Genomic DNA, 26,687 nt, shown 5'->3' on the forward strand with positions numbered 1-26,687 from the left:
GCGGTGTTGCCAGGACTGGCAATCGCCGCCAACCACAGCGGCTCCCGCCGAGGCGCCTTCGGCGCCAGTCGTGCGATAAATCGTCCTCCTACAGCTAAATTTTCCTGCCACGCCGCACTGTTGCTTACACCGCAAAGATCACCAGCGCCCCGGCGATGACCAGCAGTATGCGCAGCCAGGCCGCTCGCCGGGCAATCACTCCGTAGGAGATGCCGGTCAGGCCAATAGCGATCTTCAGCGCATAGAAGACCGCGCCGAAGGGATCGGAGGCCAGTCGGATGACATCGGGGTTGGCGATCATGCCCAATGGGATGATATAGAGACCGATGCCCAGCGCCATCGCCTTCAGCGCCACCTTGAGCCAGTTCTCCCCCACCATGCCGGCGGCGATGAAGACCGCGCCGCATACCGGCGGCGTGATGGTCGACAGCAGCGCGAACCAGAATACGAACAGGTGGGCCAGCAGCGGCTCCAACCCCAGGGCGGTAAGCGCCGGGCCGGCCACCGAGACGCAGATCACGTAGGCTGCAGTGGTCGGCACCTCCATGCCCAGCACCAGGCAGGCCAGCGCCGTCAGCAGCAGCGCCGGCCACAGCATCTCGTTGGACAGCGAGAGGATACCCGAGGTGATCTTCACCCCCAGCCCCGTCAACGAGAGCACCCCGATCACCAGCGAGGCGCAGATGATGATGGCGCCGATCATCGCCACCTGTCGACCCGCCGTCACCACGGCGTCGGCCATTCGCGTGGCGAAGCCCCGTAGCGAGAACGACAGCGTCACATCGAAGAACAGGAGCGCCATGCCCGCGAAAATGGCCAGGCTCGCCGCATATTGGGGCGTGTATCCACCCAGGAAGATGCGCTCCAACAGGATGACGAAAGGCACGGCGAAGAACAGCGAGGTGATCAGCACCTCCTTGCCGCTGGGCCTGTCGCTTTCGGCCATGGGCCGCAGGTCATGGTGGGTGGCGTAGGCGTTGATCCCCACCCAGACGGTGGCAAAGTAGAGAATCGCCGGCAGCATCGCCGCCGCCATGATCTGGGTGTAGGGCGTGCCGGTGAGTTCGACCATGACGAAGGCCCCGGCCCCCATCAGGGGCGGCATGATCTGACCGCCGGATGAGGCCACCGCCTCCACGCCACCCGCCAGGGAACGCGGATAGCCCAGCCGCACCATGGTGGGGAGAGTGATCGCACCGGTGGATGCCACGTTGGCCGAGGCGGAGCCGGAGATCGAACCCATCAGGGCCGATGAGATCACCGATACCTTGGCAGCTCCGCCGGTCAACCGGCCGGCAAAGGCGCTGGCCATGTTCATGAAGCCTTGGCCGGCTTCACCGGCATTCAGCACCGCGCCGAAGATGACGAAGATCGCCACCACGCCGACGCTGACCCCCGTGAGCGAGCCCCACAGGCCGCCCTCGGCAATGGTCAGGGTGCCGACGAAGCTCTGCATCGGTAGCCCCGGATGACCGAATTGGCCCGGGATGTGCTCGCCGAACACCGCGTAGGCCAGCGCCGCCACAGCCACCAGTGGCAGCGGCCAGCCGATGGCCCGACGGGCCGTCTCCAGGGCCAGTCCGATAAGAAAGACACCGATGACCATCTGCAGGTGCGTGTCGATGAAGCCATACTGGTTCGACAGCGCCTCTTCGTTGAAGGCGATATAGCCACAGGCGGCAATGCCGAGCAGGGTCAGCAACCAGCCGCTCCAGCGTTCGAAAGGGGTACGGGCGGCGAGGATCAGGATCCACGGCAAGGCCAGGGCCATGTGGATTGGCCGGCTGACGAGTGCCGGCGTCAGGCCGTAGAAGATCAATCCGAGATGGAAGACGACGGTGATGGCACCCAGCACCACCCAGGCAGGGTGCACGCGTAACAGGCCACTACCAGCGGCCTCGTTTGTCGCCGGTGAGGAAGAGAAAGCAAGGGACATAGGGCAGCCTTACGATCGGGGTCCGGCTCCCCGTTCACGAGGGAGCCGGACCCCAAGGGGGATTAACGCAGTTCGTCGGGAATGTCGATACCGGCTTCATCGTAGTAGCGGACGGCCCCGGGATGCAGGGTTCCGGCGATATTGCCGATCATGTCGTGGGTGATACTGCCCCACCAGGCCGTTTCCTGTGCCATGCCATCGCGATGCTCCCAGAAGGTCTTGGTCAGGGTGTAGGCCGTCTCGTCATCCATGCCGGACGTGGTATAGGCAATGACCGGCAGCGACGTGGTCTCGACATCCTGGTCGATGCCCGGGTAAGTGCCACCAGGGATGGTCTGCCGTGTCGCTCCGGTCTGCACGATCTGTTCGTCGGTCAGGCTGACCAGACTGACCGGCATGCTGGCAGCGGTTTCTATCACGTTGGGCGTGGGAAAGGAGCTCGCCGTGACGAAGGCATCGATCTGGCCATTCTTCAGGGCATCGGGGCCGCTGCCGATCCCGGCACTGGCCACACGCACCTTGTCCATCATCTCGAACAGCTCCAGGTAGCGCTCGGCTTCGTTGGCACCGAACGTTCCCCGGCCGATCAGGATGTGCTTGTCTTCCAGATCCTCCATGGCGACGACACCATCGTCTCCGGCCACGACGAAGTGCATGGTGATCGCCGGAATCGGGAACAGGCCGCGGATTTCCTGGAGCCGGGGGCTCTGGCGGTCGGCAAAGGGCCCTTCTCCCTCCAGGGCCTGGGTGACCAGGCCAGGCGGCGTGGTAAAGACATAGTTACCCTGCCGCGCCATGACTTCCATGACGTTCTGTACGGAGCCCTGGCTCTCTTCCAGAGTCAGCACGATGTCTCCATCGGTACCCTTGCGAATCGCCTCCGAGAGTTCGACACCCATCTGGTAATAGGCGGTACCTGCCGAAGCGGACTTGTAGGTGACGCGTGTTTCCGCCTGGGCGGAAAGCGCGGCACCGCCCAGTATGGCGGCCGTAGCCGACAGCATGAGGATTCGAGCCAGCGGGCGCGGTGAGAAATGGCGTGTCGCTTGGGGCATGAAAACATCTCCCTCGGGGTGTCCAGCATCGCTAAGCGATGTCGGTTGTTATGAAGAAACGTTCCGCAAAGGCCTATAATGCCGATTTTTTCGACAATGAACACCCAGGAAGTGCCTATGCGTATCACAGTGGTGGTGGGAGCGGCGGGAGGGATCGGCAGCGCAATCGCCGAGGCTCTGCTGGAATCGGGGGATTTCGTCTATCTGTTCGATCTTGAAGCCAGCCGAGGGCGTCTCGTCTCGATATTGGATCGCTGGCCCGACCGATCTGCTTTCGTGTCCTGCGACCTGGCCTCTTCCACCAGCATCGACCAAGCCTTCGCCAACGTGGCGGATGAAAGCGGCAGGCTGGATGCCTGCGTCAACGCCGCCGGGGTGATCCGGCGAGAACGTTTCGTCGACGTCAACCGGCACGACCTCGAAGCCGTCATGGCCGTGAATGTCACCGGTGCCTACCTGGCGCTTCAGGCTGCCACCAGGCTGATGACCGCCAACGGCGGCGGCCGTCTCGTGACGATCGCATCGGCTCATGGCCTGCGCACCACCGCCGAGCGTTCGTCCTATGCCATGAGCAAGGGCGCCATCCTGGCCTTGACCCGGGCCCTGGCCGTCGAACTTGGCCCCCAGGGCATCCTGGTCAATGCCGTGGCGCCCGGCCCCGTCAGCGCGGGCATGCAGGACGCTCAGTCGGAATCGCGCCGCCTGTGGCAGGCGGCCACCCCGCTCGGGCGTGTCGCCAAGGCCAGCGAAGTGGCCCAGGCCGCGGTGTTTCTTGCCTCGGCCTCGAACACCTTCATCAGCGGCGACACGCTGATCGTCGATGGCGGTGCCAGCGCCGCTCTGGGTCAGCCAGGTTAGCGGCCTGACGTGCCGCTACGCCAGGCTGCAAGAGCGCGGGCCTCGATCTCGGCCGCCTACCCGAATGCCACCTTGGCCACGTCCTGATAATGCCTCGCGAAGTGCACCGTGACGCCCTCCTTGAGAAAGCCGGGTAGCTCATCGTAATCGCGCCGATTGGCCTCGGGCAGGATGACCTCGAAGATCTTGCTGCGCCGGGCGGCGATGATCTTCTCGCGAATGCCGCCCACCGGCAGCACCTGTCCGGTCAGGGTCAGTTCGCCGGTCATGGCCAGCGACCGTACCGACTGATGCTTCGCCAGCGAGAGCAGCGCCGTGCTCATGGTCACCCCCGCCGAGGGACCATCCTTGGGAGTGGCCCCTTCGGGCACATGCAGGTGCACGAAAGCGGAGTCGAAGAAGTCCGAATCGGCACCGTATTCGGAGAGATGTCCCAATACATAGCTGTAGGCGATGTTGGCGGACTCCTGCATGACTTCACCTAGCTTCCCGGTGAGCTTGAAGCCCCGGGTCAGTGAATGCACCTTGCCGGCCTCGATGGGCAGCGTCGCCCCGCCCATGGAGGTCCAGGCCAGGCCGGTGACCACGCCCTCGCCCTTGAGCACCTGTTCCTGACGGAACAGCGGGGCACCGAGGAATTCCTCCAGGTTATTCACCGATACCTTCACCGACTGCTGGTCGTTCTCCAGCAGCTTGACCGCCGACTTGCGCACGATACTGTGGAGCTGCTTCTCGAGCTGGCGCACCCCCGCCTCACGGGCATAGCCTTCGATCACCTGCTTGAGCGCCGCCTCGGTCAGGTTGATGCGCTTCTTCGGGATCCGATCGCGCTTGAGCAGCTTGGGCCAGAGGTGATTCTTGGCAATAGCCAGCTTCTCCTCGGCGATATAGCCCGAAAGCCGGATCTGTTCCATGCGGTCGAGAAGCGGTCCCGGGATCGAGTCGAGGGTATTCGCGGTGCACACGAACAGCACCTTGGAAAGGTCCAGGCGCACGTCGAGATAATGGTCGAGGAAGTCGACGTTCTGCTCCGGGTCGAGCACCTCGAGCAGGGCCGACGCCGGATCGCCCTGGAAGGACTGCCCCATCTTGTCGATCTCGTCGAGCATGATGACCGGGTTCTCCACTTCCACTTCCTTGAGCGCCTGCACCAGTTTGCCGGGCATCGCGCCGATGTAGGTGCGCCGGTGGCCCTTGATTTCGGCTTCGTCGCGCATGCCGCCCACCGAGAAGCGATAGAACTCCCGCCCCAGCGCTTCGGCGATGGACCGCCCTATCGAGGTCTTGCCCACCCCCGGAGGACCGACGAGCAGCAGGATGGAGCCGCCCACGTCACCCTTGAACGTGCCCTCGGCGAGGAACTCGATGATGCGCTCCTTGACGTCCTTGAGCCCGTCATGGTCACGATCGAGTATTTCCCGCGCATGGCTGAGGCCGAGCTGGTCGGCGCTGTGCACGCCCCAGGGCATCGCGGTCAGCCAGTCCAGGTAGTTGCGGGTGGTGCCATATTCCGGCGAGCCGGTTTCCAGTACCGAGAGCTTGTCGAGCTCCTCCTCGATCCGCGTCAATACCTTGGGGGGCACGACCAGCCCCTCGAGGCGGTCGCGGAAGGTATCGACGTCGTTCTCGCGATCGTCCTTGGAGATTCCCAGCTCACGCTGGATGACCTTGAGCTGCTCGCGCAGGAAGAACTCCCGCTGCCGCTCCTGCATCTGTGCATTGACCTGGTCGCTGATCTCCGTCTGGAGCTGTGCGACATCGATCTCCTTGCGCAGCAGCGGCAGCACCCTTTCCATTCGGGTCTGGACGGGCAGCGTTTCCAGCACCCCCTGCAATTCCTTGCCGCGGGCCGAGGTGATGGCAGCGGCAAAGTCGGTCAGGGGCCCGGGCTCATGCGGACTGAAGCGATTGAGGTAGTGCTTGAGCTCCTCGCCATAGAGCGGGTTGATCGGCAGCAGCTCCTTGATGCCATTGATGACCGCCATGGCGTAGGCCCGGGTCTCGTCCTCATCGACATCCACCGGCTCGCGCGGGTAGCTCACCTCGACCAGATAGGGAGGCGTCTTCGACAGCCAGCGCTGGACCCTGAAACGCCGCAACCCCTGGGCGATGAACTGTAATTGCTGTTCTTCACCCTGGAGCTTGTGGACCTTGACCGCGGTACCGATCTCGGGAAAGTGCTCATGGGTCAGGTCGTCGATGCGGGCATCACCAACGAAGGCCACCCCCAGGGTGTGATGGGATGTGTTGCCGACCAGCCGCATGGTTTCCTCCCAGCGCTCGCGGTTGATCACCAGCGGCTGCACCTGGGCGGGGAAAAAAGGGCGGTTGTGAATCGGCAGCAGGTAGATGCGCTCGGGCAGGTATTCGCTGGCCGGCACCATGGCCTGGCTAGCGGATTCGTCCATCTCCTCCTCGGAGCCCGACGCCTCTTCCGACTCGTCGCTCCATGTTATCTGCCAGTTCTGCTCGTCCTGATCGTATTCGCTCATGGAATCCTCATCCTGTAGCCAAAAGGCGCACTGTCCTGAGGAATGCGGGCGGAGAGGGACAACTTCAAGTCGGCGGGGCATTTACCGCCACAGTTGAGGCAGCGGCCGACTGTTGACCCGCACTTGCCCTCGCCCCACATCGATCTCCAGTGTACTGGTATCCAATGGCAGGCCAAGCCACAGGGCCGCGATGGTGGGCAGGTCATACCAGGTGAAATCACCGTCGAGACGGCGCTTCCAGCGTTCGAGCACGGCAGGTTCATCGAGTCCGACCAGGCTCAGTTCATCGAGGCGCCGCCCATCGAAGAAAAGCGAGCCATCCATCCGGGCCGACAACCCCATCATCGGGCTGTCGAGCTCGAGCCTCAGCAGGTCGAGTCGCGGTGAGTCCTGCAGGATCTGCAGCAGCTGCGGCTCGAGTCGGGCCAGGAGGTCGTGCCGACCGACTCCATGATGACCGCTGGCGGCGAAACCGCGCAGCTGCAGCATGAGCTCTCTGAGCGCATCCGCGTTCAGGCGCGAGAGCTCGGCTCCCAGCTGGCCGGTCAGCAATACCTGACCCGCGGTATGCACTTCGCCAAGGTCCAGGTCCAGCCACATCCGCAGTTCCTGGTCGTCCAGCGCGACACGATTGGCCAACAGGAGGTTGTGCACGTCCAGCTCCAACTGGGGCTGGTGCCAGGTCAGTGACTCGACCCGCAGCCGATCTTCCTGGGTAAAGGCATGGGCGCCTTCGGTATAGGCGTAATGGCTGTTGAGCGTGGAGGGGCCGACCTCCAGGCGGGCCACCCCATCGGTCAACCGCCAGGCTTGAAGTTTGGCATGAAGGCGCCAGTCGCCCTGTTCACCGCTGAAGCGAAGCCGGCCGCCATCGAAGACGAGCTCACGGCCTTGCTGGGTGACACGCAGGGGAGAGAGCTGAAGCGCGCCGTTCAACTCGCCGGTGAGGGTATGGTAGCTTGCCTCCCAGAGAGGAGGAGACGAAAGCAGGGAGTCGCCGAAAAGCCGTGTACCCTCAGGACCATGACGTAGTAATGCCTCGCCGTCCAGGTGGGTGCTGAGCACGCCGTGGCGAGCCCGGTAGCTCAACTCCAGTTGCCAGCTTTCGCCGAACAGGGGGGCCAGGTGAATGCGGCCGGTCGAGGTCCACCACCCCTGCTCCACCTCGGACCGCTCCACTGCCAACTCGCCCCTGGCTTCCAGGTCCGCCAGCATTCGCTGCATCTCCCGCTCGAAGAAATAGCTGGAGATCGCCTGCCCCACCAGCCAGCACAGCAACAACATCACCAGTAGCGGGACGATGAGACGTTCCTTGCGCATAGCTCCGCCTCCTTGTCGGTCGTTTCCTTGACTATCCCTGATTCAGTGCAGCCAAAGCCATAGATGCATCGTGCTCCAGGCATAGATGCCAGCCAGCACGTCGTCGATCATGATTCCGAAGCCGCCTGCCACCCGGCGGTCCGCCCAGCGGATTGGCCACGGCTTGAAGACATCGAAGATGCGAAAGAGGATGAAGCCCCACAGCGCTGCCTCCCAGGAAAAGGGAACGGCGGCCATGGTGATCCAATAGCCGACGAATTCATCCCAGACGATACCCGAGTGATCGTGAACCCCGAGGTCACGCGAGGTCTTGTCGCACAGCCAGACCCCCACCATGAAGGAAATGCCCACCAATATCATGTACCACGAGAGGGGCAGCTCGGACATCAACCAGTAGAAGGGAATGGCCGCCAGAGTGCCGAATGTCCCCGGTGCCCAGGGCACGGCTCCACTGCCCAGGCCGAAGGCAAAGAAATGGACGGGGCGCCGCCAGACGCTCTGAGGCGCGCGATTCATGACGCACCCCCATGGAAATGCTGCCACCCGTGCGGGCCGATCTCGCCCACTCCCGCCAGGCCGGGATCGGCGGTGACCCGCCCGATCGGGGTCAGGGCCAGCCCTTGGCTGGCCAGGCGACGCACCGCCTCGTCCATGGCGTCGGGGGGAAGACTGACCAGCAGTTCATAGTCGTCTCCTCCGCCCAGCGCGGCCCGGCGGGCCGCATCCGGCCCCAGCGCCTCGACCAGCCCCGCAGCCATCGGCACCGAGTCGACTTCCATTCGTGCACCAACCCCGGACGCCTTCAGCACATGGCCCAGGTCGGCCAGCAACCCGTCGGAAACGTCGATGGCTGCGCTGGCCAGGTCGAGCAGTCCACGCCCTGCCTCCAGCCTGGGCTGGGGGCGCAGATAGCGCATCAGCAACGGATGGGCCATGTCTCGCTCGCCTCGCTGCCACAGTGCAAGACCGCCCGCGCCCGCGCCCAGCGCGCCGGTCACGGCCAATACGTCGCCGGGCCGGGCCCCGTCACGGGTCAGGGCCTGCCCACTCGGCACCTCACCCATGACGGTGACACCGATGGCCAGTTCTCCCCGGGTCACATCACCGCCGACCAGTGTCGTACCGGTGGCGGCACACAGCTCGTGAAACCCACGGGCAAAGCTGGCAAGCCAGTCGTCATCGGCGTCGGCGATTGCCAGTGCCATGAGGCACCATCGCGCCTCGGCCCCCATGGCCGCCAGGTCGCTGAGGCTCACCGCCAGCGCCCGGTGACCGATGGCTTCGGGCGGGGCGTCGGCGGGAAAGTGGACATTCACTACCGAGGTGTCGACGCTGATCGCCAACCGCTGCCCGGCACGGGGCGTCAGCAGAGCGCAATCGTCTCCCACGCCCAGGCACACCCCGGTTCGAGAACCGGATACGACAGGCGTGAAATGACGGGCGATCAGTTCAAATTCACTGGCCACCATTGGCACCTTCAGCGGCGACGCGCGCCAACCTCGGCACTGCGCAACCGGGCGGCCAGCTTGTCGAGGATCCCGTTGACATATTTGTGGCCATCGGTAGCACCGAAGGACTTGGCCAGCTCGACCCCTTCGTTGATGACTACCCGGTAGGGAACGTCCAGTCGCCTGGAAAGCTCATAGGCGCCGAGACGGAGGATGGTCAGTTCGATAGGGTCGAGCTCTTCCAGACGGCGGTCCAGCAACGGCGCAATGGCGGCGTCCAGGTCGCCCCGGAAGCGCGCCACGTTGTGCAGGAGTTCATGGAACAGCGCCAGGTCGGCTATCTGCATGACCTTTGCCCAGTTCTCGTGGTCTTCCATGTCATCGTCAGGCAGCTGGCTGCGAAATTCCGCCTCCACGGCCGAGATGGACTTACCTGTCATCTGCCATTGATAGAGACCCTGCACGGCCAGTTCACGGGCCGCATGCCGCGCCTGCTGCCCCGCCGACGGCGTGCGTCGAGGGCGAGATGCGCTCATCGTTCGCCTCCGTCACTTGTTGACTCGGCATCGTCGAAGCCACGCAGCAACGAGACCATTTCCATGGCCGCCATGGCCGCCTCGGCACCCTTGTTGCCGGCCTTGGTGCCGGCACGCTCGATGGCCTGCTCGATGGAGTTGACCGTCAGCACTCCGTTGGCGATGGGAGTGTCGAATTCTAGCTGCAGGTTGCCAAGTGCCGCATTGCAGCCACCCGCCACATATTCGAAATGCGGCGTGCCACCGCGAATCACCGCACCCAGTGCGATGACCGCATCGGGGCGGGCCACCTGCAGGGCGCGCTTCACCGCCAGCGGCAGCTCCCAGGCACCCGGCACATGAACGATATCGATATGCTCGGCGTCCACACCATGGCGAATCAAGCTGTCCACGGCGCCCTCCACCAGGCTGTCCACCACGTGATGGTTGAAGCGCCCCACCACGATCACGTAGCGACCATCGACATCGACAAAGTTGCCTTCCAGTTGAGACAGGGTATGCATCGGGAATTTCCTGCTGAAATCGGTTTGGGATTCTACGGAGTATGGCTGCCGACTCAGTCGTCGGTGGCAACCTCGCTGCCGCCGGGAGCAATCAGTTCGACCACTTCGAGGTCGAAGCCGGACAGGGCGGAGAACTTCCATGGCGAGCTGAGCAGACGCATGCGGCCCACGCCCAGGTGGCGCAGGATCTGCGAGCCGGTACCAATGGTCAGATAGTTGCCTGCACCGTCGGAATCACTGGTACGCGGCAGGCGGCGGCGTTCCAGGAAGACTTCGAGCTGGTCGCGAAAATCCTGGCGCGGCCGGCCATCATCAAGCAGCACGAAGACACCATGGTCCACCCGCGCTATTTCCTCCAGCGCACTATGGGTCGTCCAGTTCCCGCTCTCTCCCTTCTGCAGGCCGAGAAGGTCACGCATGGTATCCGCCAGGTGCACCCGCACCGTGGTCAGTATCTCGGGGCTCGGGCGTCCCTTGACCAGGGCGACGTGGTGCGCCCCCTGGATGCGGTCGCGAAACACATGAAGCGTCAGCTCTCCCGCGGCAGTGTGAACCGGGGTCGACTCCACGGGCTCGACCGTCTGCTCATTGTGGATGCGATAGTGAATCAGGTCGGCGATGGTGCCCATCTTCAGGTCGTGCTCGGCGGCAAAGCGCTCGAGCTCGACACGTCGGGCCATGCTGCCGTCATCGTTCATGACTTCGCAGATGACGCCGCTGGGGTCGCAACCCGCCAATGCCGCCAGGTCACAGGCTGCCTCGGTATGTCCGGCACGGCGCAGCACCCCTCCGGGCTCGGCCATCAGCGGGAAGATGTGGCCGGGCTGGACGATGTCCTCGGCGCGGGCATCCCGGGCCGCCGCCACCTGTACGGTGCGGGCGCGATCGGCGGCGGAAATGCCGGTGGTCACGCCCTCGGCCGCCTCGATGGAAAGGGTGAACTTGGTCCCGAAGCCGGAACCGTTGTCGCTCACCATCAACGGCAGCTTGAGCCTCTCGCAGCGCTCGCGGGTCATCGGCATGCAGATCAGCCCGCGGGCATGGCGCGCCATGAAATTGATATGCTCCGCCTGGACCTTTTCGGCGGCCATGATGATATCGCCTTCGTTCTCACGATCCTCGTCGTCCATGAGGATCACCATCTTGCCCTGACGGATGTCCTCGATCAGGTCTTCGATGGGAGCCAGGCCCCCGTGGGAAGATTTCACCATGGAAACTCCGAATGATCAGCGTGGAAGGCGTCGCCGTTTTGCAACAGGGGCGTAGCCAAAGGTCGACGCCCCGCCTCGAATGGGCGTCAGGGTACCTTGGCGCGGCGTCGGGCGCCAGTATCGAACACCTTGGCGCGGCGCAGGCCCCACCCACAAACAGGCCGCCCCGGGGCTCATCGTACAGGAAGCGACGGCTCACTCCTGCCTGCGTTCCGGCCGCGCCGTGATTCGCCAATCCCGACCTACGGCGCGTATATCGAGAATCTCGAGCGGCCGCTGCTGGGCCATGCGGGTCAGCCCCGGCAGGGCGAACAAGGGACGAGCCTCGCCGCCCAGCAGGGTTGGTGCCACAAACAGCTGCATCTCGTCCACCAGTTCCGCATCCAGCATGGCGCCCGCCAGGGTCGCCCCGGTTTCCAGCAGCACCTCGTTGGCCAGTTCCTGTTCGGCCAGGTAACGCAGCAGCGCATGCAGCTCGACACGGCCATGCTCGCCCGCCGGCACCACCAGCACCTCGGCACCCGCCTCTTCCAGACGAGTGCGCCGATGCGGATCATGGCCAGGCACGGTCACCACCAGGGTGCGGCCAGGCTCACGCAGACAGGCCGCGGCCAGCGGCAGGCGCAGCTGGGTATCGACCACGACACGAAGGGGCTGGCGCGTGGCGATGGCTTCGGCGTTGTCCACCCCCAGTCGGGTCGCCCTGACCGTCAGGCGGGAGTTGTCGAAGATGACGGAATCGACACCGGTCAGGATCACGCTGGAGCGTGCCCGCAGCCGCTGTACGTCTTCCCGCGCATGGGGCCCGGTAATCCACTGCGACTCGCCGGATTCCATCGCGGTGCGCCCGTCCAGGCTCATGGCCATCTTCAGTCTCACGAAGGGACGGTGTCGGGTCATACGGGAAATGAAGCCGGGGTTGAGCGCCCGGGCCTCCTCTTCCAGCAGCCCCACTTCCACTTCGACTCCGGCCTCCCGCATCATGGCGATGCCACGGCCAGCCACCTGGGGGTTGGGGTCCGTCATGGCCATGACCACTTTTTTCACCCCGGCCTCGATCAGGGCCACGGCGCAGGGGCCGGTGCGGCCCTGATGGGAGCATGGCTCAAGGGTCACATAGGCCGTGGCGCGCCGGGCGGCGTCTCCGGCCATCCGCAGTGCATGAACCTCGGCATGAGGCTCACCGGCACGCTCATGCCACCCTTCGCCAACGAGGCGATGGTTCTTGACCAGCACGCACCCGACGCGCGGGTTGGGGGCCGTGGTATAGAGGCCACGCCGGGCCAGTTCAAGTGCTCGGGCCATCCAGGCGGCGGCGGTCGGCTTGGCCATATCGAACCCCGGGAATGGTAAGAGAATGAAGCGGGTACTCAGCGATCACCATCGTCGACGGTTCCCGGCGGAAAGCCCGGTTCCCGGGAAAGGCGATCGATCTCGGTGCGGAACTCGTCGATATCCTGGAAGCGGCGGTAGACCGAGGCAAAGCGAATGAAGGCAACCTGATCCAGACGCTTGAGCGCCTGCATCACCGCTTCGCCGATGTCACGGGCCTGGATTTCACGCTCACCGCTGGCGCGCAGCCGTTGACGAATGCGCTCCACAGCCGCCTCGATGGACTCGGCGCTGACCGGGCGTTTCTCCAGCGCCCGCAGCATGCCGGCCCGCAGCTTCTGTTCATCGAAGGTTTCGCGGGAGCCGTCGGCCTTGACCACTCGGGGCATCACCAGTTCGGCGGTCTCGTAGGTGGTGAAACGCTCGCCACAGGCGGTGCATTGGCGACGACGACGCACCTGATCACCCTCTGCCACCAGGCGGGAGTCGGTCACGCGGGTATCATGGGCGCCACAAAAGGGGCAATGCATCTCGATGGTCCATCAGGATGGACGACGGCATGCCTTCAGGCCATCATCCGGTTGACGATCACGCCATTGTAACGGCTTATGGAAGGATTTTCCCATGTGCAATCCGTCTCTCCGGCTCACTGGCAGTCTACTCTGCCTGGTCGCCTCGTCCGCAATCGCCGACGACCAGTGGCCGGCGCCGGTCGGCGCCCTGGCCGATCAGGGGCTCGAGATCCATGGTGAATTCGAGGCACCGGGAGGGCTCACCGGGTACGCCGCCAGCCATCAGGGCCGCGAGATGGCGCTCTACCTGACCCCCGATGGCGAGCATGCCATCGTGGGTACCATGGTCGATGCCGAGGGCAACGACCTCTCCGAGGCCGCGCTGGACGAACTGGTGCGTGCACCACAGGAGCTCGCCGCCTGGGAAAGACTCGAGAATAGCCACTGGATCCAGGACGGCGACGCGGATGCACCACGGGTGCTCTATACCTTCACCGACCCCAACTGCCCCTACTGTCGCCGGTTCTGGGAGCAGGCGCGGCCCTGGGTCGAGGCCGGAGAGGTGCAGTTGCGCCATATCATGGTCGGCATTCTGCAACAGAACAGCCCGGCCAAGGCGGCCGCCCTGCTGGGCGCCGACGACCCGGCGGCCGCCTTGCACGCCCATAGCGGCAGTGGGGAGGACATCCAGCCCGCCGCCCAGCCTCGCGAGGTCGAGGATCAGGTCTACCGCAACAACCAGCTCTTCGATGAGCTTGGCCTTTATGCCACGCCGACGACGCTGTTCCAGCACGACGGTCGTCTCGAGCGGGTGGACGGCATGCCCAGCGAGGAGCGCATGCTGCAGGCCATGGGCGGCTCGCGCCCCTGACGGTCAAGCCCCAGGGCAACACCTGTCCGGGTGGGGAACGCCGGGCTCAGCGTGTCTCGCGCAGGCCCGCCTTGCGCAGAATGGTCATCATCGGACACCAGAGGGTGAAGGCGGACTGCATCAGGTTGAGAGCCACGAAGCCGGTGAAAAGTAACCAGCCAGGGTGCACGAAGTACCCGAGCAGGACGGAGAGCAGCACGAAGGTGCCGGCGATCAGACGAAGGGCTTCATCGATGGTCATGGTCGTTCTCCTTGGAAATGCCCGCGCACGGGCGGAACTCAGAAGCTGTAGCGGGCGCGCAGGAAAACATTGGAGTTCGCCTCGAACTGCCCGTAGAAGGTGCTGTCCCGCTGTCCGGTGAACAGGTTGGCACCGGCGTTGAACTGCAGGTTGTCACTGTAGCGCCAGGTCACGGTGGGCCGGAGGAAAGCATCCTCGTCGCTCGGCGAATAGAAGTTCATGACCCCGAGGACCAGGTTGTCGCGCAGCATCCGGTAGGAGAGGCGCAGGGTCACCAGGTGGCGAAGCTCGTCACGCCGCGCATCGGCCGCGAACGGATGGCTGGTGGCGTAGTCGTCGTAGTGCTGCAGCCACTCCAGGTAGTACTGGGTGCCCACCGTGAAGCTGGTGGCCATCTTGCGCTCGTAGCCGACCAGCAAGCGCAGTTCGCCGTTGGGCACGTCGGGATCGTTCCCGTCGCGGTCGTCGGCGGAGTCGTACCAGGCCGTCTCCAGGTGATAGATGCCACCCTTGAACGGGCCACGCAGACTGACCCCCAGGCTGTTGAGCCGGGCAAAGGTGGCCACGCCGCGTTCGGGGTCGAAGGCCGTGGGCTGGCCGAAGAAGCCGCGGTAGGCGTAGAGTGCCCACTCCTGGGCACCAGCCAGGCCGTACAGGCGCAGTGCCAGCTCGGCGTTGTCGACCGTACGCGAGGGCGCGTCGGCGGCCAGCGCGGGGGGTGCGCCGACGACCGTGCCGCGCGCCGGATCGTAATAGCTGAGCCGCGAGCCGTCCACGTAGCGGTCGGGCTCGAAGTGGGGCGTCACCACGACATCCAGATTGATCGCCTCGCCATACCAGCTGAAGCGCGCGGCATCGCTGGGCGCCTTGAGGTAGTCGTCGTCGCGACCGGCAAGGAACGACTGCCAGTCCTTGGGGAAAAGGTCGTTGAGAAACAGCAGGTCGCCGGTACCCCAGGTCAGCACCTGACGCCCCAGGCGCACGTCGAGCCGCTCGGCGGGCGAGAAGTTCACCATCGCCTCGCGCACCTCGCCGGTGAACTCTCCCTCGACCCCGTCCGCCACGCCATCCGCCTTGACGCTGACGGTGCCCCAGTCGGCCCGGTACTCACCCTCGAGCTGCAGGCGCAGTTCCTCGAGCGTCATGTCGTCGCCGATGGCGGGGTTGCTGCGCGTGCGCCAGGCGCCCGCGCCCTCGACGAAGCCGTACCAGGAGAAGGCCGAGGCCTCCTCGCCCCAGGGATCGTCATCCCAGTCGCCGGCCCACTCCTCGTCCTGGGCAGCCAGCGGTGAGGCGGCCAGCAGGGCCAGCAGCCCCGCCGCCACATGACGCTGCCGCTGCCTGCCGAACCAGCGTTTCATCACTACCGCTCCAGCCATTGCCGCGGCGGGTTGCGCAGCGAGCGTTCGGTGAACACCGACTCGGGAATGCCCAGGTCATAGGCGCTGAAGCGGAACTCCACCAAGGTATGGCCGCCGGAGTCGAGGTCTTCCATCAGCATGCGCGTGCCAGTGGGATAGCCGTCGATCTGCTGTACCTCCTGGATCGTCATGCGGCGATAGACGCGCCTGTCGCGGGCATATTCGCTGCGCATGGGCAGCCAGGTGTCACGGTCGATCCAGGTGGTGAATTCGGCGAACTCGACGCTGCCGGGGTTTTTGGGCGTGCTCTTTACCACGTAGTGCTCAGCGGTGGTCTCGATGAGTTCGTGGGTGTCGTCTTCCAGATGGCGGCCCGAAACGTCCTCGTAGAAGACGTGGGAGCCGACGAAGCTGGTACGCTTGTCGCCGGGGGCAATGCGCCGCACCAGATCGAGCCCTGGCAGGTAGAGCCAGCGGTCATCATCGGCGCCGGGGTTCTTGTACACCAGGAACACCGTGCCACGCACATCGGTGGGCCGGCTGAAGGCTACCAGGTAGCGCTGACGCCCGGCCTCGCCGTTGCGACGCAGCAGGGTGAATTGGCGCACCTGCTCGCGGCCGCTTCCATCGATGATGCGCATGCGCGCCTCGCTGCGCCCATCGTTACCGGCGTAGAACGACGCCTGATTGGCACGCTCGACGATCTCGGTGACATCGGGCGCCTGCGCCTGCGCGCTGCCGGTGATCAAAGCCAGGGCCAGGGCGCCCCCTCCGGTCAACAGGGCGTGGCGGGCAGCGCAGAGGTGTCGAAACAGTCGGGACAGGTTCATCTCAAGCCTCCTTGTCGATGGCGGAACCCGCATCGGGCGCCACGGCGGCGGTCTTGCCAAAGAAGCGCCGTGGCCAGGTCGCAACCACGGCGGGCAGCATCAGCAGGGTGACCACGGCGGACACGGCCATGATGCCGGCCAGGAAGATGCCTACGGTGACGTAGGGCACCAGCGGTGCCACCAGCAGCGGCGTGAAGCCCAGTGCGATGACGATGGCATTGCGGGTAATGGCACGGGCCGGCTCTTCGAACACCCGCGACAGCCCCTCGCGCCAGTCGCCGCCGGCCTCGGTCACCGCTTCACGCAGGCGCTGGATGAAGTGGATGGCGAAGTCCACCGACAGCCCCAGGCTGAGCGCCGAGAGCACCGCCACCGGCATGTCGTAGTCCTTGCCGAACAGCCCCATCACGCCGTAGATGAACGACACGGTGAAGGTCAGCGGCAGCATGGCGAGCAGGCCATACCAGAAGGAGCGGAACAGGCCGATCATCATCAGGAACACCACGGCGAAGGCGGAGAGCAGCGCCAGCAACATCCCCTCGACCATCTCGCCCTGCCACACCAGGTTGATGTAGGTGCTGCCGGCCCACTCCAGCGCCAGGCCCTCGGGAAGCGGATTGGCGGCGACATGGGCGTCGACGGCGTCGAGCACGCGCTGCATGTCCTGGTTGTCGCCGCTGGGAAGCTGCAGCCAGACGTTGGCCGAGCGATAGTCGTCGGCGACGAAGTGCCACAGATCACCGGGTCGGTGCGACGATTGGTAGCTGAGAATCGCCTGGGCCACGCCGGCGGCGCTGTCGGGAATGCGAAAGTCGGCCGCCTCGCCGCTGACCAGCTCACGGTTGACGGTGCGCACCAGGTCGGCCAGGGAATTGGCCTTGCCGACGTAGCCGCCCATCTCCAGGTGGGCCTGCAGGTCGGCCAGGTAGCGCAGGATCTCCGGATTCTGGAAGGTCAGCGCCTCGCTGCTCAGCGTCTCCGCCACCGCCAGCAGGCGCTCCCACTGGCGGGCCTCGTCGGCGTCCACCTCGAAGAGGCGGTCGTCGATGGCGAACATCAGGTTGTCCAGGGTAGCCCGGGCATTGTCGCCGCGGCTCTCGGCCAGCAGGCGCCGCCAGTCGTCCTGCAGATCCACGCCGGCCTCGCGGGCCTCGACCAGCACCGGCTCGGCCTGGGCGGCGAGCTGCGACGCCAGGTCGCCACCCGCACGGTCCTCGAGCACCAGGTAGGCCTCGTAGGTACCGGCGAAATGCGCGTTGAGCACGCGGTCGGCGATGCGGATGTCGTGGCTCGCCTTGAACCAGCGGGTCGGGTTGTCGTTGATCTGGATCTGGGTGATGCCGTAGACGGCCACGCCGAGCAGCAGCAGGAAGAGTACCAGCAGCGCCCGCCCGTGCCGGGCCGCCAGCCGGCCAACGGCGGCGACGAAGCGGCACAGCCGGCAGTCGCCCCCCGAGCCCTCGCGCTCATGGCGGTGCACCCGTGCCACCATCCGATCGATGGTGCGGGCAGGCAGCACGGCGACGTAGGCCGGCAGGAAAGTCAGGCTCAGCACCATGGCCAGCAGCACGCCGAAGGCCACGAAGGCGCCGAACACCTGCACCGGCGGAATCGGCGAGAGTATCAGCGAGGCGAAGCCGACGCTGGTGGTCAACGAAGTGAAGACGATCGGCTTGTAGAGTTCCTGGATCACCTCCGCCATCACCTGGCGCGGGTCGCGGCCCTGCCGGTAGCGGTCGGAGAAGTTCGACATCACGTGCACCGAATCCACCACGGCGATGGGCATCAGGAAGATCGGGATCATCGAGCTCATGATGTGCACGGTGTAGCCCAGGCCTATCAGCAGGCCCATGGTGGCGATCACGGTGGCCATGGCCAGCAGCATGGGCGCCATCACCAGCGGCACGCTGCGGAAGAAGTACACCATGATGGCGAAGATCAGCAGCCCGGCCAGCGGCGCCGAGATCGCCATCTGCTCGAACATCTGCACACCGAAGGTGTCCTGCGCCACCGGCTGCCCGGTGATATGCACCGCCTCCGCAAGGCCAAGTTCGGCCGCCGCCGTTGCGATCCGGGTGGCGATGCGGTGGCTGTCGTTCTTGTCCTCGATGGGCACGAAGATGCCGGCCGCCCGGCCATCCTCCGAGACCAGCGAGCCCAGGAACATGGGCAGCCTCTCCACCGCCGCGCGAAGTTCGGCGGCGGCCTCGGGCGTCTCGGGCGGGCTATCCATCAGCCAGTCGAAGCTGATGATGCCGGGCACCACCTGCTCGACATTGTCGACGGTGGCCAGCGACATCACCTCGTTGGCCACCACGCCCTCCATGGCCTGGATACGCCGCGTCAGGGCATGCAGCCCGGCCAGCGACTCCGGGTGGTAGATGCCCACGTCGGCACGCTCGCTGACCAGCCCCACCACGATGGTGTCGTAAAGGTCGAAGCGCTCATCGATGCTCGCATCGAAGACTCGATCCGCCTGTTCGGCGGCAAGCATGTTCTCGGGGTCGGTATCGATGGCGATGTGCGGGATCCAGGCGCCCAGCGCCACCACCAACGCCAGTACCGACCCAAACACCCAGCGGTGACGCCGTATACTGAACCGTGCAATTGTCTCTCCCATGAGAGCATGTCTCCGATAAGCGCGATGAAGGCATCAGTCGTTAAATTCCGCCGTGCGGGTGATCGGCCCGTCCGCCTCGGCCTGGGTGCAGAACTGGGTGTAAAGCACCTGCAGCAAGGCCAGCGCCTTGCCATCGGCGATGCGATAGAAGATGTGCTTGCCTTCACGCCGCGTGGCGACCAGCCCCTGCTTGCGCAGCACACCAAGCTGCTGGGAAAGGCTGGGTTGATGAATCCCCAGCCGCGCCTCCAGGTCGCTGACACAGAGTTCCTCCTGGCTGAGTTGGCACAGCAGCAGCAGGCGATCCTCATGGGCCAGAGCGCGCAGCAGCCCGGTGGCCGCAGCGGCGGCGTCACGCATTTCGTTGATATCCAGTTGCGAGGTATCCGGCATGGGTCGGGCTCCTTTGCGGCATGGCACCGCTCGATATGCAAAAAAAACATTATATTAAGTTATATAATATTAGATGCAAAGACACCGCTTGACCCGTGCACTCCCCCTGCCCCTACCGCCTTTCGTCTTTCGCCTTGCCGACCATCCGTTCGCCCGCTGCGTGCGGCTATTTCCTCAGCTTGCAGGTACTGACGCCCAACAGCCGGTAGGCCGGGCAGAAGTTGAACAGGCCGGTGACCAGCGGCACCACCCCGATCCAGCCCCACGGCCCGATCATGCCGGCCAGGGCGAGTAACATCAGCGTTGCCCCCACGACGATGCGCAGGATTTTATCGATTCCGCCCACGTTGCTTTGCATATCGCTTGCTCCTGAAAAAGTGACGCTAGAAACCAAAGACCGAAATGGCCGGGTCGCGCATCATCTCGGCAATGGGCCCGGGTGCGGCCACGCCGACACCCGTACGCAGATCGCTCTCGTCATGCTCGCTGTTGGGCAGGTAGATGGCGCACACATCCACGCTGGCCCCGTTGTCCATCAGCATCTGCAGGATGCCTTCGGGCTTGACCTGGCCGGCCGGGTTGCTTGGGGGCGTGGCGATCGCCCCGGCGCTGGCATAGCCCTCGACCGCCAGTTCCCCAGCCGCATCGCACAGCAGGATCGACAGTTCCGTGCCCTGCTGCTGCATGGCGTTGGAGAGAATCATGGCCATGCCCTGGGTCTGCAGCGAGTCGCTGGTCAGGATTACCAGTGCCTTGTCGCTCGCCTCGCCGCGACCATGGCTGTCCGCTACGGCGATCCCGCCCAGCGCCATGGCGCCAGCGGCCGCTGACGTGACCAGAAGCTTCTTGATTTTCATTGCCTATCTCCTCGTTTACCTGCTGCTATGGCGGTCCTTGGACACGGAAACATTATCATTATATAAATTTATATAATGATAATGCGACGCTGCCCATACGACAAGTTGTCGCAGTCGCGCGCCCGGGCAGGCGCCAGCCCAACACCATCGCCATCAGCAGGACGATCGGCGGCCGCAGCCAAGATGACCCACAAAGGCGGCTCGGCCTACTCGTGCAGGATCATGGTGCCCGGGATTCGCGGCGGCTCTCAGAACTTGTTGATTGGTACCTTGAGATAGACCTGACCGTTGTCTTCGGCCGGAGGCAGGTGGCCGGCGCGCATGTTGACCTGTACCGACGGCAGGATCAGGCGCGGCATATCGAGGGTGGCATCGCGCTCGGTGCGCATCTTGACGAACGCTTCCTCACTGATGCCTTCATGGACATGCACGTTATGCTTGCGTTGCTCGGCCACGGTGGTCTCGTGCCGGTACTCGTTCCGCTCCGGTGTCTTGTAGTCATGGCACAGGAAGACACGGGTGTCCGGGGGGAGCGCCAGCACCTTCTGGATGGAACGAAACAGGGTACGCGCGTCGCCACCGGGAAAATCACAGCGGGCGGTACCGTAGTCGGGCATGAACAGGGTGTCGCCGACGAAGGCGGCGTCACCGATCACATAGGTGAGGCAGGCCGGTGTGTGGCCCGGGGTGTGCAGCACGTACCCTTCGAGGTTGCCGATCGAAAAAGTATCGCCCTCCTCGAGCAGCCGGTCGAACTGGCTGCCGTCGCGGGCGAACTCGGTGCCGGCATTGAACGCCTTGCCGAAGATCTCCTGCACCTCGACGATCCTGGCGCCGATGCCGGTCTTGCCGCCCAGCTTTTCGTGCAGATAGGGCGCGGCGGAGAGGTGATCGGCGTGGACGTGGGTTTCGAGGATCCACGCCACCTCCAGCTCATTAACCTGTACGAAGGCGATGATCTCGTCGGCGGAGCGCACGTCGGTGCGCCCGGCGGCGTAGTCGAAGTCGAGCACCGAGTCGAGGATCGCACAGGTCTTGCTGTCCGGGTCACGCACCACGTAGCTGAAGGTGTTGGTGGGTTCGTCGAAGAAGTGGGTCACGATGGGGTTGGTCATGGGAAGCGGTCTCCGTCGGTGTCGTTGCTTCCGGATAGGGGTACAGCATAGCCAATAAAACGTTATAAGAATAGACCACTATGCTATATATGACGTTTCGCATGCCCCCCCGACTCTGTCATGAATGAAGACGCCATCCAACGAGAAATGGCGCCACCGCCGGGGAGCGGTGACACCATCCGGTGGGCGGCGCCGAAGGGCATCATGGATGGGTCATGACCAAGGGCCATGGCATCTTGGTAACCGTCGGTCAAATAGACGATACTGGATGCCTGGCTTCAAAAAACCAGCTTCAAAACATGGAATGTTGCCATGCGCTTCCCCTTACGCAGTGCCTGCTTCGTCGTCCTGTCATGCCTCGCCACCGGTTCCGTCCATGCCCACGGCAACGTCTCACTTGGTATCCAGGCGGGCACCATCGGCATCGGTCCTAGCGCCAGCTGGCGATTCAGTGACCATTTCGCGCTTTCCGGTGCCTACGGCTACTTCGATTACGACAACTACGATCACAGTAGTGGTGATTATCTCTACGAAGGCGATGTCGATATCCACACATTCGCCCTGACCCTGGACTACTACCCCTTCCCGCAGCGCGGTTTCTTCATCTCGGCCGGCATCATGCGGCCGGACTACGACTTCGACCTGCGCGCCCTGTACCGCGGTGATGGCGTCGACAATGGCGGCGGCGGCGGCCTGCCCCCCGAGGTGGTCGACAGCGTCGCCAGGCTCGAAGGCGACGCGGAACTCTCGACCCGCACCGTCCAACCCTATCTCGGCATCGGCTGGCGCAAGACCAGCGATACCGGCTTTGGCGTATTCGGCGAACTGGGCGCGGTGTATATCAACCCCAGGGTCAGTTTGACCCCCGCTGGTGACATCACCGAGACCGGCCATGGCGTGATCGACGAGATCATCGAAAGCGAACGCCGCCAGGCCGAGGAGGAGCTACGCGACGAACTCAACCGTTACAACGTCCTTCCCGTGGCACTGATCGGCATCGAATACACCTTCTAGCCGAATACATCTTCCAGGCTACAGCGTCACCCGCTCCCCATAGCCGGGAATCCCGGCCTCGATGCCACTTTCGGCCAGTGTTTCCTGCAGTCGCTGCTGTGCCCCCGGCTCGCCATGTACCAGATAGATCCGCGGCGCATTGCGAAAGGCGCCAGCCCAGGCCACCAGGTCGCGCTGGCCGGCGTGGGCGGAGAAGCCACCAATGGTGTGTATCCGTGCCTTGACGGCCAGCTCTTCGCCAAAGACCTTGACCCGCTCGGCCCCGTCGACCAACTGGCGTCCCAGAGTGCCCGCCGCCTGAAAGCCGACAATGATGACCCGGGTACTGGCCTTGGCCAGGTTGTAACGGAAATGGTGCAGGATACGGCCACCATTGCACATGCCGGCCCCAGCGATGATGATCGCCCCGCCGTGGATGCGATTGATCGCCATTGACTCCTCGACGCTGCGTGTCAGACGCAGCCCCGGGAGGTACTGGCTGGGATCGCCCTGCGCCACGACGTTGAGCGTCTTGATATCATCCCGGTTGAGCGATTTGCGCTTCTTGTTGTAGAGCTCCGTCACGCGGATCGCCATGGGGCTGTCGAGAAAGACGAGCCGCTGTTTCAGGCGCCCTTCATGGTGCAATACGCTCAGGTGGTAAAGGATTTCCTGGGTGCGCCCTACCGCGAAGGCGGGGATCAGAACGTTACCCCCGGCGGCATGGGCCTCTTCCAGGACCCGAGCGAATTCATCGATGGTGTCTTCCAGGGGACGATGGTCCCGGTCGCCATAGGTGCTTTCCATCAGAACCAGGTCGGCATCCTGGATACGCTCCGGATCTTTCATCAGCACCGAGCCTGGGTTGCCAAGGTCGCCGGAGAAGACCAGCCGACGCTGGCGGCCGCCCGAGGGTACGTTGAGCTCGACGATGGCGGAACCGAGGATATGGCCGGCGTCACGATAGATCAGGGTCACGTCGCCAGGTAGCGTTGCCGGCTGTCCATAGGCGTGGGTGCGACACAGCGCCAGGGTGCGTTCCACGTCGGCCAGCTCATAAAGTGGCTCGATCAGCGGCTTGCCGGCCTTCTTGCGCCATCTGTTTTGCCACTCGATATCCTTGGCCATCACGAAAGCGGCATCCACCAGCATGATTTCCATCAGGTCGCGGGTGTCGTTCGTGCAGTGAATCGGCCCGCTGTAGCCTTCGCGTACCAGCTTCGGCAACAGGCCCGCATGGTCCAGATGACCATGGGAGATCACGACCGCGTCGAGGGATCTGGCCAACCCGCCAAAGGGCGTGGCATTGGCCTGGTCAGCATCCGGCCCGCCCTGATGGAGGCCGCACTCCAGCAGCAATTTATGGGAACGGTCGTTACCGTCAACGTCAAGAAGATAACGTGAGCCGGTGACTTCTCCCACGGCACCCAGGAAGGTCAATGTCGACATGAAGGGCTGGATCCTTGCGCATCTATGATAGATGCCTCCAGCATACTGGAAGCCGGCGTCTCTGGCGCGGCTTCAGACAGCAGATTCGGCCCTGCCCCGCCGGCAGGCGACGGGCGCCCTCACCCCAGCCCGGAGCCTGGCACCGCCCCTTGCTTCGGCGTCATGCGGGGGGCGTCGCTTCCCCACCAGTGCGCAAGCCCTTCGGCCCAGCCCGACGGTCCGGTTGCCTGGCTGCGATAGAGCGCCGGCTGCCGTGGGGCAAGGGGGGAAACGGCACCCCCACGGATGATGACTGCCTGGTCCACCGCTTCCAGCAACGATTGATCATTGGGCCCATCTCCCAGCCCCAGGGTCAAGGGTTCACACCCACGCAGTGCCTTGAAGCGGCTGACCAGCCAAGTCACGGCGCCACCCTTGTCGGGACCGCCGGTAACGTGCCAGAAGCGTCGGCCTTGCACCAGCCTCAGGCCATCGTCCTGAAGTGCCTCGCGAAACGGCGCCAGCGCCGAGGGGTCGCTTTTCCATACCAGGGGTTCGCTACCCTGGCGGATCCGCGCCAACCGTGCATCGTCCTCATCCAGGCCGGTCAATGCCATGATCTCTTCCAGGGTCATCTCGCCCATGGTATCGAACGCGACTCCCAGCCGCTCGCGCCATACGGCTAGACGCTTGCGTATGAAAGCGATGTCCAGCCCCAGATTGCGCATGACGACGCCATCCGGGCCAGGGGGCTCACGCTCCAGATGCGCATGACTCCAGGCCGGGGGCAAGCCGACAACGCTACCGTTCTCGGCAATGAAAGGCGTATCGCTGAGACCCAGCCGTTGGCGTAATGGCAGCATTTCGGCCCTGGTACGACAGGTCACAGGGATCACCGGAACGCCCAGGGTCTTGAGGCGCAGCAGCCAGGGTCTGGCCTGCTGCCAATCATAGCTGTCGTGATCGAGGAGCGAGCCATCGAGGTCGGTAAAGACCAGGCGGGGCTGCATGGCGGAGTCCTGGAGTGGCGGAATCATCGACACGGGATCACCAACGCGTTTCGGGTAGTTGCTCTATGCGTTGCAAAAGTCGCGCCAGCCCTGTGATAAGCACGTGATCGCAAGTGGCTGCGACGAACCGATGGGTAGGCGGGATGACATACCCCGGCACCCTTCGCACCATGATTGTGCAGGCGAAGGCGCCACGGCGTGCGTCGACCGGGCGTTATCCCGCCCCGCAACGAGGTGACGGGGCGGGGCGCAGAAAGTGCTACGGGCAGTCAGCGCAGAGCCAGGTGATGCAACGCGAGACCGGCGCGATCAGCGATAGACGGGGAAACGAGCGCAGAGCGATTCGACCTTGCCCTTGACACTGCCTTCCAGGGTCGCGGTGTCTTCACCCTTGGCCATGGCATCGAGAATGTCGCAGATCCAGCCGGCCAGCTCGCCGCATTCGGCTGTACCGAAGCCACGCGTGGTCACCGCCGGCGTGCCGATGCGCAGTCCCGAGGTGACGAACGGGCTCTGGGGATCGCCCGGCACGGCATTCTTGTTGACGGTAATATGGGCGCGGCCCAGGGCGGCATCCGCATCCTTGCCGGTAAGGCCCTGCTTGATCAGCGACAGCAGGAACAGGTGGTCCTCGGTACCGCCGGAAACGATGTCGTAACCGCGCTCGATGAAAACCCCGGCCATGACCTGGGCATTCTTCACGACTTGCTGCTGGTAGGTCTTGAACCCAGGCTCCATGGCCTCCTTGAAGCAGATCGCCTTGGCCGCGATGACATGCTCCAGCGGACCACCCTGACCGCCCGGGAAGACGGCGGACTGCAGCTTCTTCTCGATGTCGGCGTCGCCCTCGGCAGAGAGGATCAGCCCACCGCGCGGTCCGCGAAGCGTCTTGTGGGTGGTGGTGGTGACCACATGGGCATGGGGCAGTGGGGTCGGGTAGACGCCGGCGGCCACCAGGCCGGCCACATGGGCCATGTCGACCAGCAGGTAGGCACCAACCTCATCAGCGATTTCACGAAACCTGGCCCAGTCGATGATCTGGGAGTAGGCGGAGAAGCCGGCAATGATCATCTTCGGCTGGTGCTCACGAGCGAGTTTCGCGACTGCCTCGTAGTCGATGCGCCCGCTGTCGTCGATGCCATACTGCACGGCGTTGTAGTGCTTGCCGGAGAAGTTCGGCTTGGCCCCGTGGGTAAGATGGCCGCCGGCGTCGAGACTCATGCCCAGCACGGTGTCGCCCGGCTTGACCAGCGCCTGGAAAACGGCGCTGTTGGCCTGCGAGCCGGAATGGGGCTGCACGTTGGCATAGCTGGCATCGAACAGCTGCTTGGCATAGTCGATGGCCAGCTGCTCGACGATATCCACGTACTCGCAGCCGCCGTAATAGCGCTTGCCGGGATAGCCTTCCGCATATTTATTGGTGAGCTGGCTGCCCTGGGCTTCCAGCACGCGGGGGCTGGCGTAGTTCTCGGAAGCGATCAGTTCGATGTGGGCTTCCTGGCGAGCGACCTCCTTCTGCATCGCATCGAACAGGACATCATCGAAACCGGCAATCTGCATGTCACGGCTGAACATCGGCGGGAAACCTCGCATCACGGGGAGAGTCTGGGCCCGCCATGATACCCCAGCCCATGACGGCTTTCACATGAAAGGCCGTCATGGGAAGTTCAGAATTTCTCATGCGGGGTTTGGACTTGGTACGAAAGGTCGACGAGCGATGGTCAGACAAGGCAAAAATCGGCAAAAAGACGGAGTTTACGTGGTG

At 64.4% G+C, this 26,687-nt stretch carries 25 protein-coding genes; 3 read left to right on the forward strand and 22 right to left on the reverse strand.

The annotated features are described in order from the left end of the window. Positions 1-124: 124 nt before the first annotated feature. Both C1H69_RS17595 and C1H69_RS17600 read right to left on the reverse strand, forming a co-directional pair. Entirely contained in the window at positions 125-1,936 is a 1,812-nt protein-coding gene (locus tag C1H69_RS17595; RefSeq protein ID WP_240609991.1) for a TRAP transporter permease, read from the reverse strand. Positions 1,937-1,998: 62 nt separating this feature from the next. Next, a complete protein-coding gene (locus tag C1H69_RS17600) occupies positions 1,999-2,991 on the reverse strand; it encodes a TAXI family TRAP transporter solute-binding subunit (protein WP_422666910.1) in 993 nt (330 codons plus the stop codon). Positions 2,992-3,108: 117 nt separating this feature from the next. On the opposite strand from C1H69_RS17600, the gene C1H69_RS17605 reads away from it, so the two are divergent. Next, positions 3,109-3,849, forward strand: coding sequence for an SDR family NAD(P)-dependent oxidoreductase (locus C1H69_RS17605; protein ID WP_165789525.1), 741 nt, complete (start codon positions 3,109-3,111; stop codon positions 3,847-3,849). Positions 3,850-3,905: 56 nt separating this feature from the next. On the opposite strand, the gene lon is transcribed toward C1H69_RS17605, so the two are convergent. The 9 genes from lon to nrdR all read right to left on the reverse strand — a co-directional run bounded on the left by lon (position 3,906) and on the right by nrdR (position 13,221). Continuing rightward, the gene (lon, locus tag C1H69_RS17610; protein ID WP_102654686.1) at positions 3,906-6,341 is read right to left on the reverse strand and encodes an endopeptidase La; all 2,436 of its coding nucleotides are present in this window, start codon (positions 6,339-6,341) and stop codon (positions 3,906-3,908) included. A gap of 81 nt (positions 6,342-6,422) precedes the next feature. Continuing rightward, complete coding sequence (locus C1H69_RS17615) at positions 6,423-7,661, reverse strand: DUF945 family protein (protein WP_102654687.1); 1,239 nt, start codon at positions 7,659-7,661, stop codon at positions 6,423-6,425. A 42-nt stretch (positions 7,662-7,703) separates the two neighbouring features. After that, positions 7,704-8,177 (reverse strand): phosphatidylglycerophosphatase A family protein, encoded by a 474-nt coding sequence (locus C1H69_RS17620; RefSeq protein ID WP_102654688.1) that lies wholly within the window; start codon positions 8,175-8,177, stop codon positions 7,704-7,706. Continuing rightward, positions 8,174-9,127: a thiamine-phosphate kinase gene (thiL, locus tag C1H69_RS17625; protein ID WP_102654910.1), complete on the reverse strand. Its 954-nt coding sequence runs from the start codon at positions 9,125-9,127 to the stop codon at positions 8,174-8,176. Before thiL ends, C1H69_RS17620 begins: the two co-directional genes overlap by 4 nt. Positions 9,128-9,138: 11 nt before the next feature. Next, on the reverse strand, positions 9,139-9,645 hold the full coding sequence (gene nusB / locus C1H69_RS17630) for a transcription antitermination factor NusB (RefSeq protein ID WP_102654689.1): 507 nt from the start codon (positions 9,643-9,645) through the stop codon (positions 9,139-9,141). After that, positions 9,642-10,148 carry a 6,7-dimethyl-8-ribityllumazine synthase gene (gene ribH / locus C1H69_RS17635; protein WP_102654690.1) on the reverse strand — a complete coding sequence of 169 codons (507 nt, stop codon included), beginning with the start codon at positions 10,146-10,148 and terminating at the stop codon, positions 9,642-9,644. Before ribH ends, nusB begins: the two co-directional genes overlap by 4 nt. Before the next feature lie 53 nt (positions 10,149-10,201). After that, positions 10,202-11,359 (reverse strand): bifunctional 3,4-dihydroxy-2-butanone-4-phosphate synthase/GTP cyclohydrolase II, encoded by a 1,158-nt coding sequence (gene ribBA, locus C1H69_RS17640; RefSeq protein ID WP_102654691.1) that lies wholly within the window; start codon positions 11,357-11,359, stop codon positions 10,202-10,204. Between the two features lie 195 nt (positions 11,360-11,554). Continuing rightward, positions 11,555-12,691 (reverse strand): bifunctional diaminohydroxyphosphoribosylaminopyrimidine deaminase/5-amino-6-(5-phosphoribosylamino)uracil reductase RibD, encoded by a 1,137-nt coding sequence (gene ribD, locus C1H69_RS17645; RefSeq protein ID WP_102654692.1) that lies wholly within the window; start codon positions 12,689-12,691, stop codon positions 11,555-11,557. A gap of 38 nt (positions 12,692-12,729) precedes the next feature. After that, positions 12,730-13,221 carry a transcriptional regulator NrdR gene (gene nrdR, locus C1H69_RS17650; RefSeq protein ID WP_102654693.1) on the reverse strand — a complete coding sequence of 164 codons (492 nt, stop codon included), beginning with the start codon at positions 13,219-13,221 and terminating at the stop codon, positions 12,730-12,732. Positions 13,222-13,315: 94 nt separating this feature from the next. Here nrdR and dsbG point away from each other — a divergent pair, with 94 nt between their 5' ends. Continuing rightward, positions 13,316-14,074, forward strand: coding sequence for a thiol:disulfide interchange protein DsbG (dsbG, locus tag C1H69_RS17655; RefSeq protein WP_102654694.1), 759 nt, complete (start codon positions 13,316-13,318; stop codon positions 14,072-14,074). 46 nt (positions 14,075-14,120) lie between these two features. On the opposite strand, the gene C1H69_RS17660 is transcribed toward dsbG, so the two are convergent. From C1H69_RS17660 to C1H69_RS17695, 8 genes are all read right to left on the reverse strand, one after another. Next, positions 14,121-14,315: a YgaP family membrane protein gene (locus C1H69_RS17660; RefSeq protein WP_102654695.1), complete on the reverse strand. Its 195-nt coding sequence runs from the start codon at positions 14,313-14,315 to the stop codon at positions 14,121-14,123. A 38-nt stretch (positions 14,316-14,353) separates the two neighbouring features. Beyond that, a complete protein-coding gene (locus C1H69_RS17665) occupies positions 14,354-15,676 on the reverse strand; it encodes a hypothetical protein (protein WP_102654696.1) in 1,323 nt (440 codons plus the stop codon). Positions 15,677-15,678: 2 nt separating this feature from the next. After that, on the reverse strand, positions 15,679-16,506 hold the full coding sequence (locus C1H69_RS17670; RefSeq protein WP_102654697.1) for an outer membrane lipoprotein-sorting protein: 828 nt from the start codon (positions 16,504-16,506) through the stop codon (positions 15,679-15,681). A 1-nt stretch (position 16,507) separates the two neighbouring features. After that, complete coding sequence (locus C1H69_RS17675; RefSeq protein WP_102654698.1) at positions 16,508-19,126, reverse strand: efflux RND transporter permease subunit; 2,619 nt, start codon at positions 19,124-19,126, stop codon at positions 16,508-16,510. A gap of 33 nt (positions 19,127-19,159) precedes the next feature. Then, positions 19,160-19,519 carry an ArsR/SmtB family transcription factor gene (locus C1H69_RS17680; RefSeq protein ID WP_102654699.1) on the reverse strand — a complete coding sequence of 120 codons (360 nt, stop codon included), beginning with the start codon at positions 19,517-19,519 and terminating at the stop codon, positions 19,160-19,162. A 166-nt stretch (positions 19,520-19,685) separates the two neighbouring features. Beyond that, positions 19,686-19,877: a YgaP family membrane protein gene (locus C1H69_RS17685; RefSeq protein WP_102654700.1), complete on the reverse strand. Its 192-nt coding sequence runs from the start codon at positions 19,875-19,877 to the stop codon at positions 19,686-19,688. Positions 19,878-19,902: 25 nt separating this feature from the next. Beyond that, positions 19,903-20,376, reverse strand: a complete 474-nt coding sequence (locus C1H69_RS17690) for a DsrE family protein (protein ID WP_240609992.1) — start codon at positions 20,374-20,376, stop codon at positions 19,903-19,905. Positions 20,377-20,624: 248 nt separating this feature from the next. Then, positions 20,625-21,491 (reverse strand): MBL fold metallo-hydrolase, encoded by an 867-nt coding sequence (locus tag C1H69_RS17695; protein WP_102654701.1) that lies wholly within the window; start codon positions 21,489-21,491, stop codon positions 20,625-20,627. Between the two features lie 312 nt (positions 21,492-21,803). Here C1H69_RS17695 and C1H69_RS17700 point away from each other — a divergent pair, with 312 nt between their 5' ends. Beyond that, the gene (locus C1H69_RS17700) at positions 21,804-22,505 is read left to right on the forward strand and encodes a hypothetical protein (protein WP_102654702.1); all 702 of its coding nucleotides are present in this window, start codon (positions 21,804-21,806) and stop codon (positions 22,503-22,505) included. Between the two features lie 18 nt (positions 22,506-22,523). On the opposite strand, the gene C1H69_RS17705 is transcribed toward C1H69_RS17700, so the two are convergent. From C1H69_RS17705 to glyA, 3 genes are all read right to left on the reverse strand, one after another. Beyond that, positions 22,524-23,933, reverse strand: a complete 1,410-nt coding sequence (locus tag C1H69_RS17705; RefSeq protein WP_102654703.1) for an MBL fold metallo-hydrolase RNA specificity domain-containing protein — start codon at positions 23,931-23,933, stop codon at positions 22,524-22,526. 119 nt (positions 23,934-24,052) lie between these two features. Beyond that, complete coding sequence (locus tag C1H69_RS17710) at positions 24,053-24,922, reverse strand: HAD-IIB family hydrolase (protein ID WP_338066185.1); 870 nt, start codon at positions 24,920-24,922, stop codon at positions 24,053-24,055. 309 nt (positions 24,923-25,231) lie between these two features. After that, the gene (glyA, locus tag C1H69_RS17715; RefSeq protein ID WP_102654705.1) at positions 25,232-26,497 is read right to left on the reverse strand and encodes a serine hydroxymethyltransferase; all 1,266 of its coding nucleotides are present in this window, start codon (positions 26,495-26,497) and stop codon (positions 25,232-25,234) included. Positions 26,498-26,687: the final 190 nt, after the last annotated feature.

It is taken from the genome of Billgrantia endophytica (assembly GCF_002879615.1).
Lineage (GTDB): Bacteria > Pseudomonadota > Gammaproteobacteria > Pseudomonadales > Halomonadaceae > Halomonas > Halomonas endophytica.

Bases quoted from the DNA above. Each gene is read 5' to 3' on its own strand.
- C1H69_RS17595 (WP_240609991.1), bottom strand. From the start codon at position 1,936: ATGTCCCTTGCTTTCTCTTCCTCACCGGCGACAAACGAGGCCGCTGGT.
- C1H69_RS17600 (WP_422666910.1), bottom strand. From the start codon at position 2,991: ATGCCCCAAGCGACACGCCATTTCTCACCGCGCCCGCTGGCTCGAATC.
- C1H69_RS17605 (WP_165789525.1), top strand. From the start codon at position 3,109: ATGCGTATCACAGTGGTGGTGGGAGCGGCGGGAGGGATCGGCAGCGCA.
- lon (WP_102654686.1), bottom strand. From the start codon at position 6,341: ATGAGCGAATACGATCAGGACGAGCAGAACTGGCAGATAACATGGAGC.
- C1H69_RS17615 (WP_102654687.1), bottom strand. From the start codon at position 7,661: ATGCGCAAGGAACGTCTCATCGTCCCGCTACTGGTGATGTTGTTGCTG.
- C1H69_RS17620 (WP_102654688.1), bottom strand. From the start codon at position 8,177: ATGAATCGCGCGCCTCAGAGCGTCTGGCGGCGCCCCGTCCATTTCTTT.
- nusB (WP_102654689.1), bottom strand. From the start codon at position 9,645: ATGAGCGCATCTCGCCCTCGACGCACGCCGTCGGCGGGGCAGCAGGCG.
- ribH (WP_102654690.1), bottom strand. From the start codon at position 10,148: ATGCATACCCTGTCTCAACTGGAAGGCAACTTTGTCGATGTCGATGGT.
- ribBA (WP_102654691.1), bottom strand. From the start codon at position 11,359: ATGGTGAAATCTTCCCACGGGGGCCTGGCTCCCATCGAAGACCTGATC.
- ribD (WP_102654692.1), bottom strand. From the start codon at position 12,691: ATGGCCAAGCCGACCGCCGCCGCCTGGATGGCCCGAGCACTTGAACTG.
- nrdR (WP_102654693.1), bottom strand. From the start codon at position 13,221: ATGCATTGCCCCTTTTGTGGCGCCCATGATACCCGCGTGACCGACTCC.
- dsbG (WP_102654694.1), top strand. From the start codon at position 13,316: ATGTGCAATCCGTCTCTCCGGCTCACTGGCAGTCTACTCTGCCTGGTC.
- C1H69_RS17660 (WP_102654695.1), bottom strand. From the start codon at position 14,315: ATGACCATCGATGAAGCCCTTCGTCTGATCGCCGGCACCTTCGTGCTG.
- C1H69_RS17665 (WP_102654696.1), bottom strand. From the start codon at position 15,676: ATGAAACGCTGGTTCGGCAGGCAGCGGCAGCGTCATGTGGCGGCGGGG.
- C1H69_RS17670 (WP_102654697.1), bottom strand. From the start codon at position 16,506: ATGAACCTGTCCCGACTGTTTCGACACCTCTGCGCTGCCCGCCACGCC.
- C1H69_RS17675 (WP_102654698.1), bottom strand. From the start codon at position 19,126: ATGGGAGAGACAATTGCACGGTTCAGTATACGGCGTCACCGCTGGGTG.
- C1H69_RS17680 (WP_102654699.1), bottom strand. From the start codon at position 19,519: ATGCCGGATACCTCGCAACTGGATATCAACGAAATGCGTGACGCCGCC.
- C1H69_RS17685 (WP_102654700.1), bottom strand. From the start codon at position 19,877: ATGCAAAGCAACGTGGGCGGAATCGATAAAATCCTGCGCATCGTCGTG.
- C1H69_RS17690 (WP_240609992.1), bottom strand. From the start codon at position 20,376: ATGAAAATCAAGAAGCTTCTGGTCACGTCAGCGGCCGCTGGCGCCATG.
- C1H69_RS17695 (WP_102654701.1), bottom strand. From the start codon at position 21,491: ATGACCAACCCCATCGTGACCCACTTCTTCGACGAACCCACCAACACC.
- C1H69_RS17700 (WP_102654702.1), top strand. From the start codon at position 21,804: ATGCGCTTCCCCTTACGCAGTGCCTGCTTCGTCGTCCTGTCATGCCTC.
- C1H69_RS17705 (WP_102654703.1), bottom strand. From the start codon at position 23,933: ATGTCGACATTGACCTTCCTGGGTGCCGTGGGAGAAGTCACCGGCTCA.
- C1H69_RS17710 (WP_338066185.1), bottom strand. From the start codon at position 24,922: ATGCAGCCCCGCCTGGTCTTTACCGACCTCGATGGCTCGCTCCTCGAT.
- glyA (WP_102654705.1), bottom strand. From the start codon at position 26,497: ATGTTCAGCCGTGACATGCAGATTGCCGGTTTCGATGATGTCCTGTTC.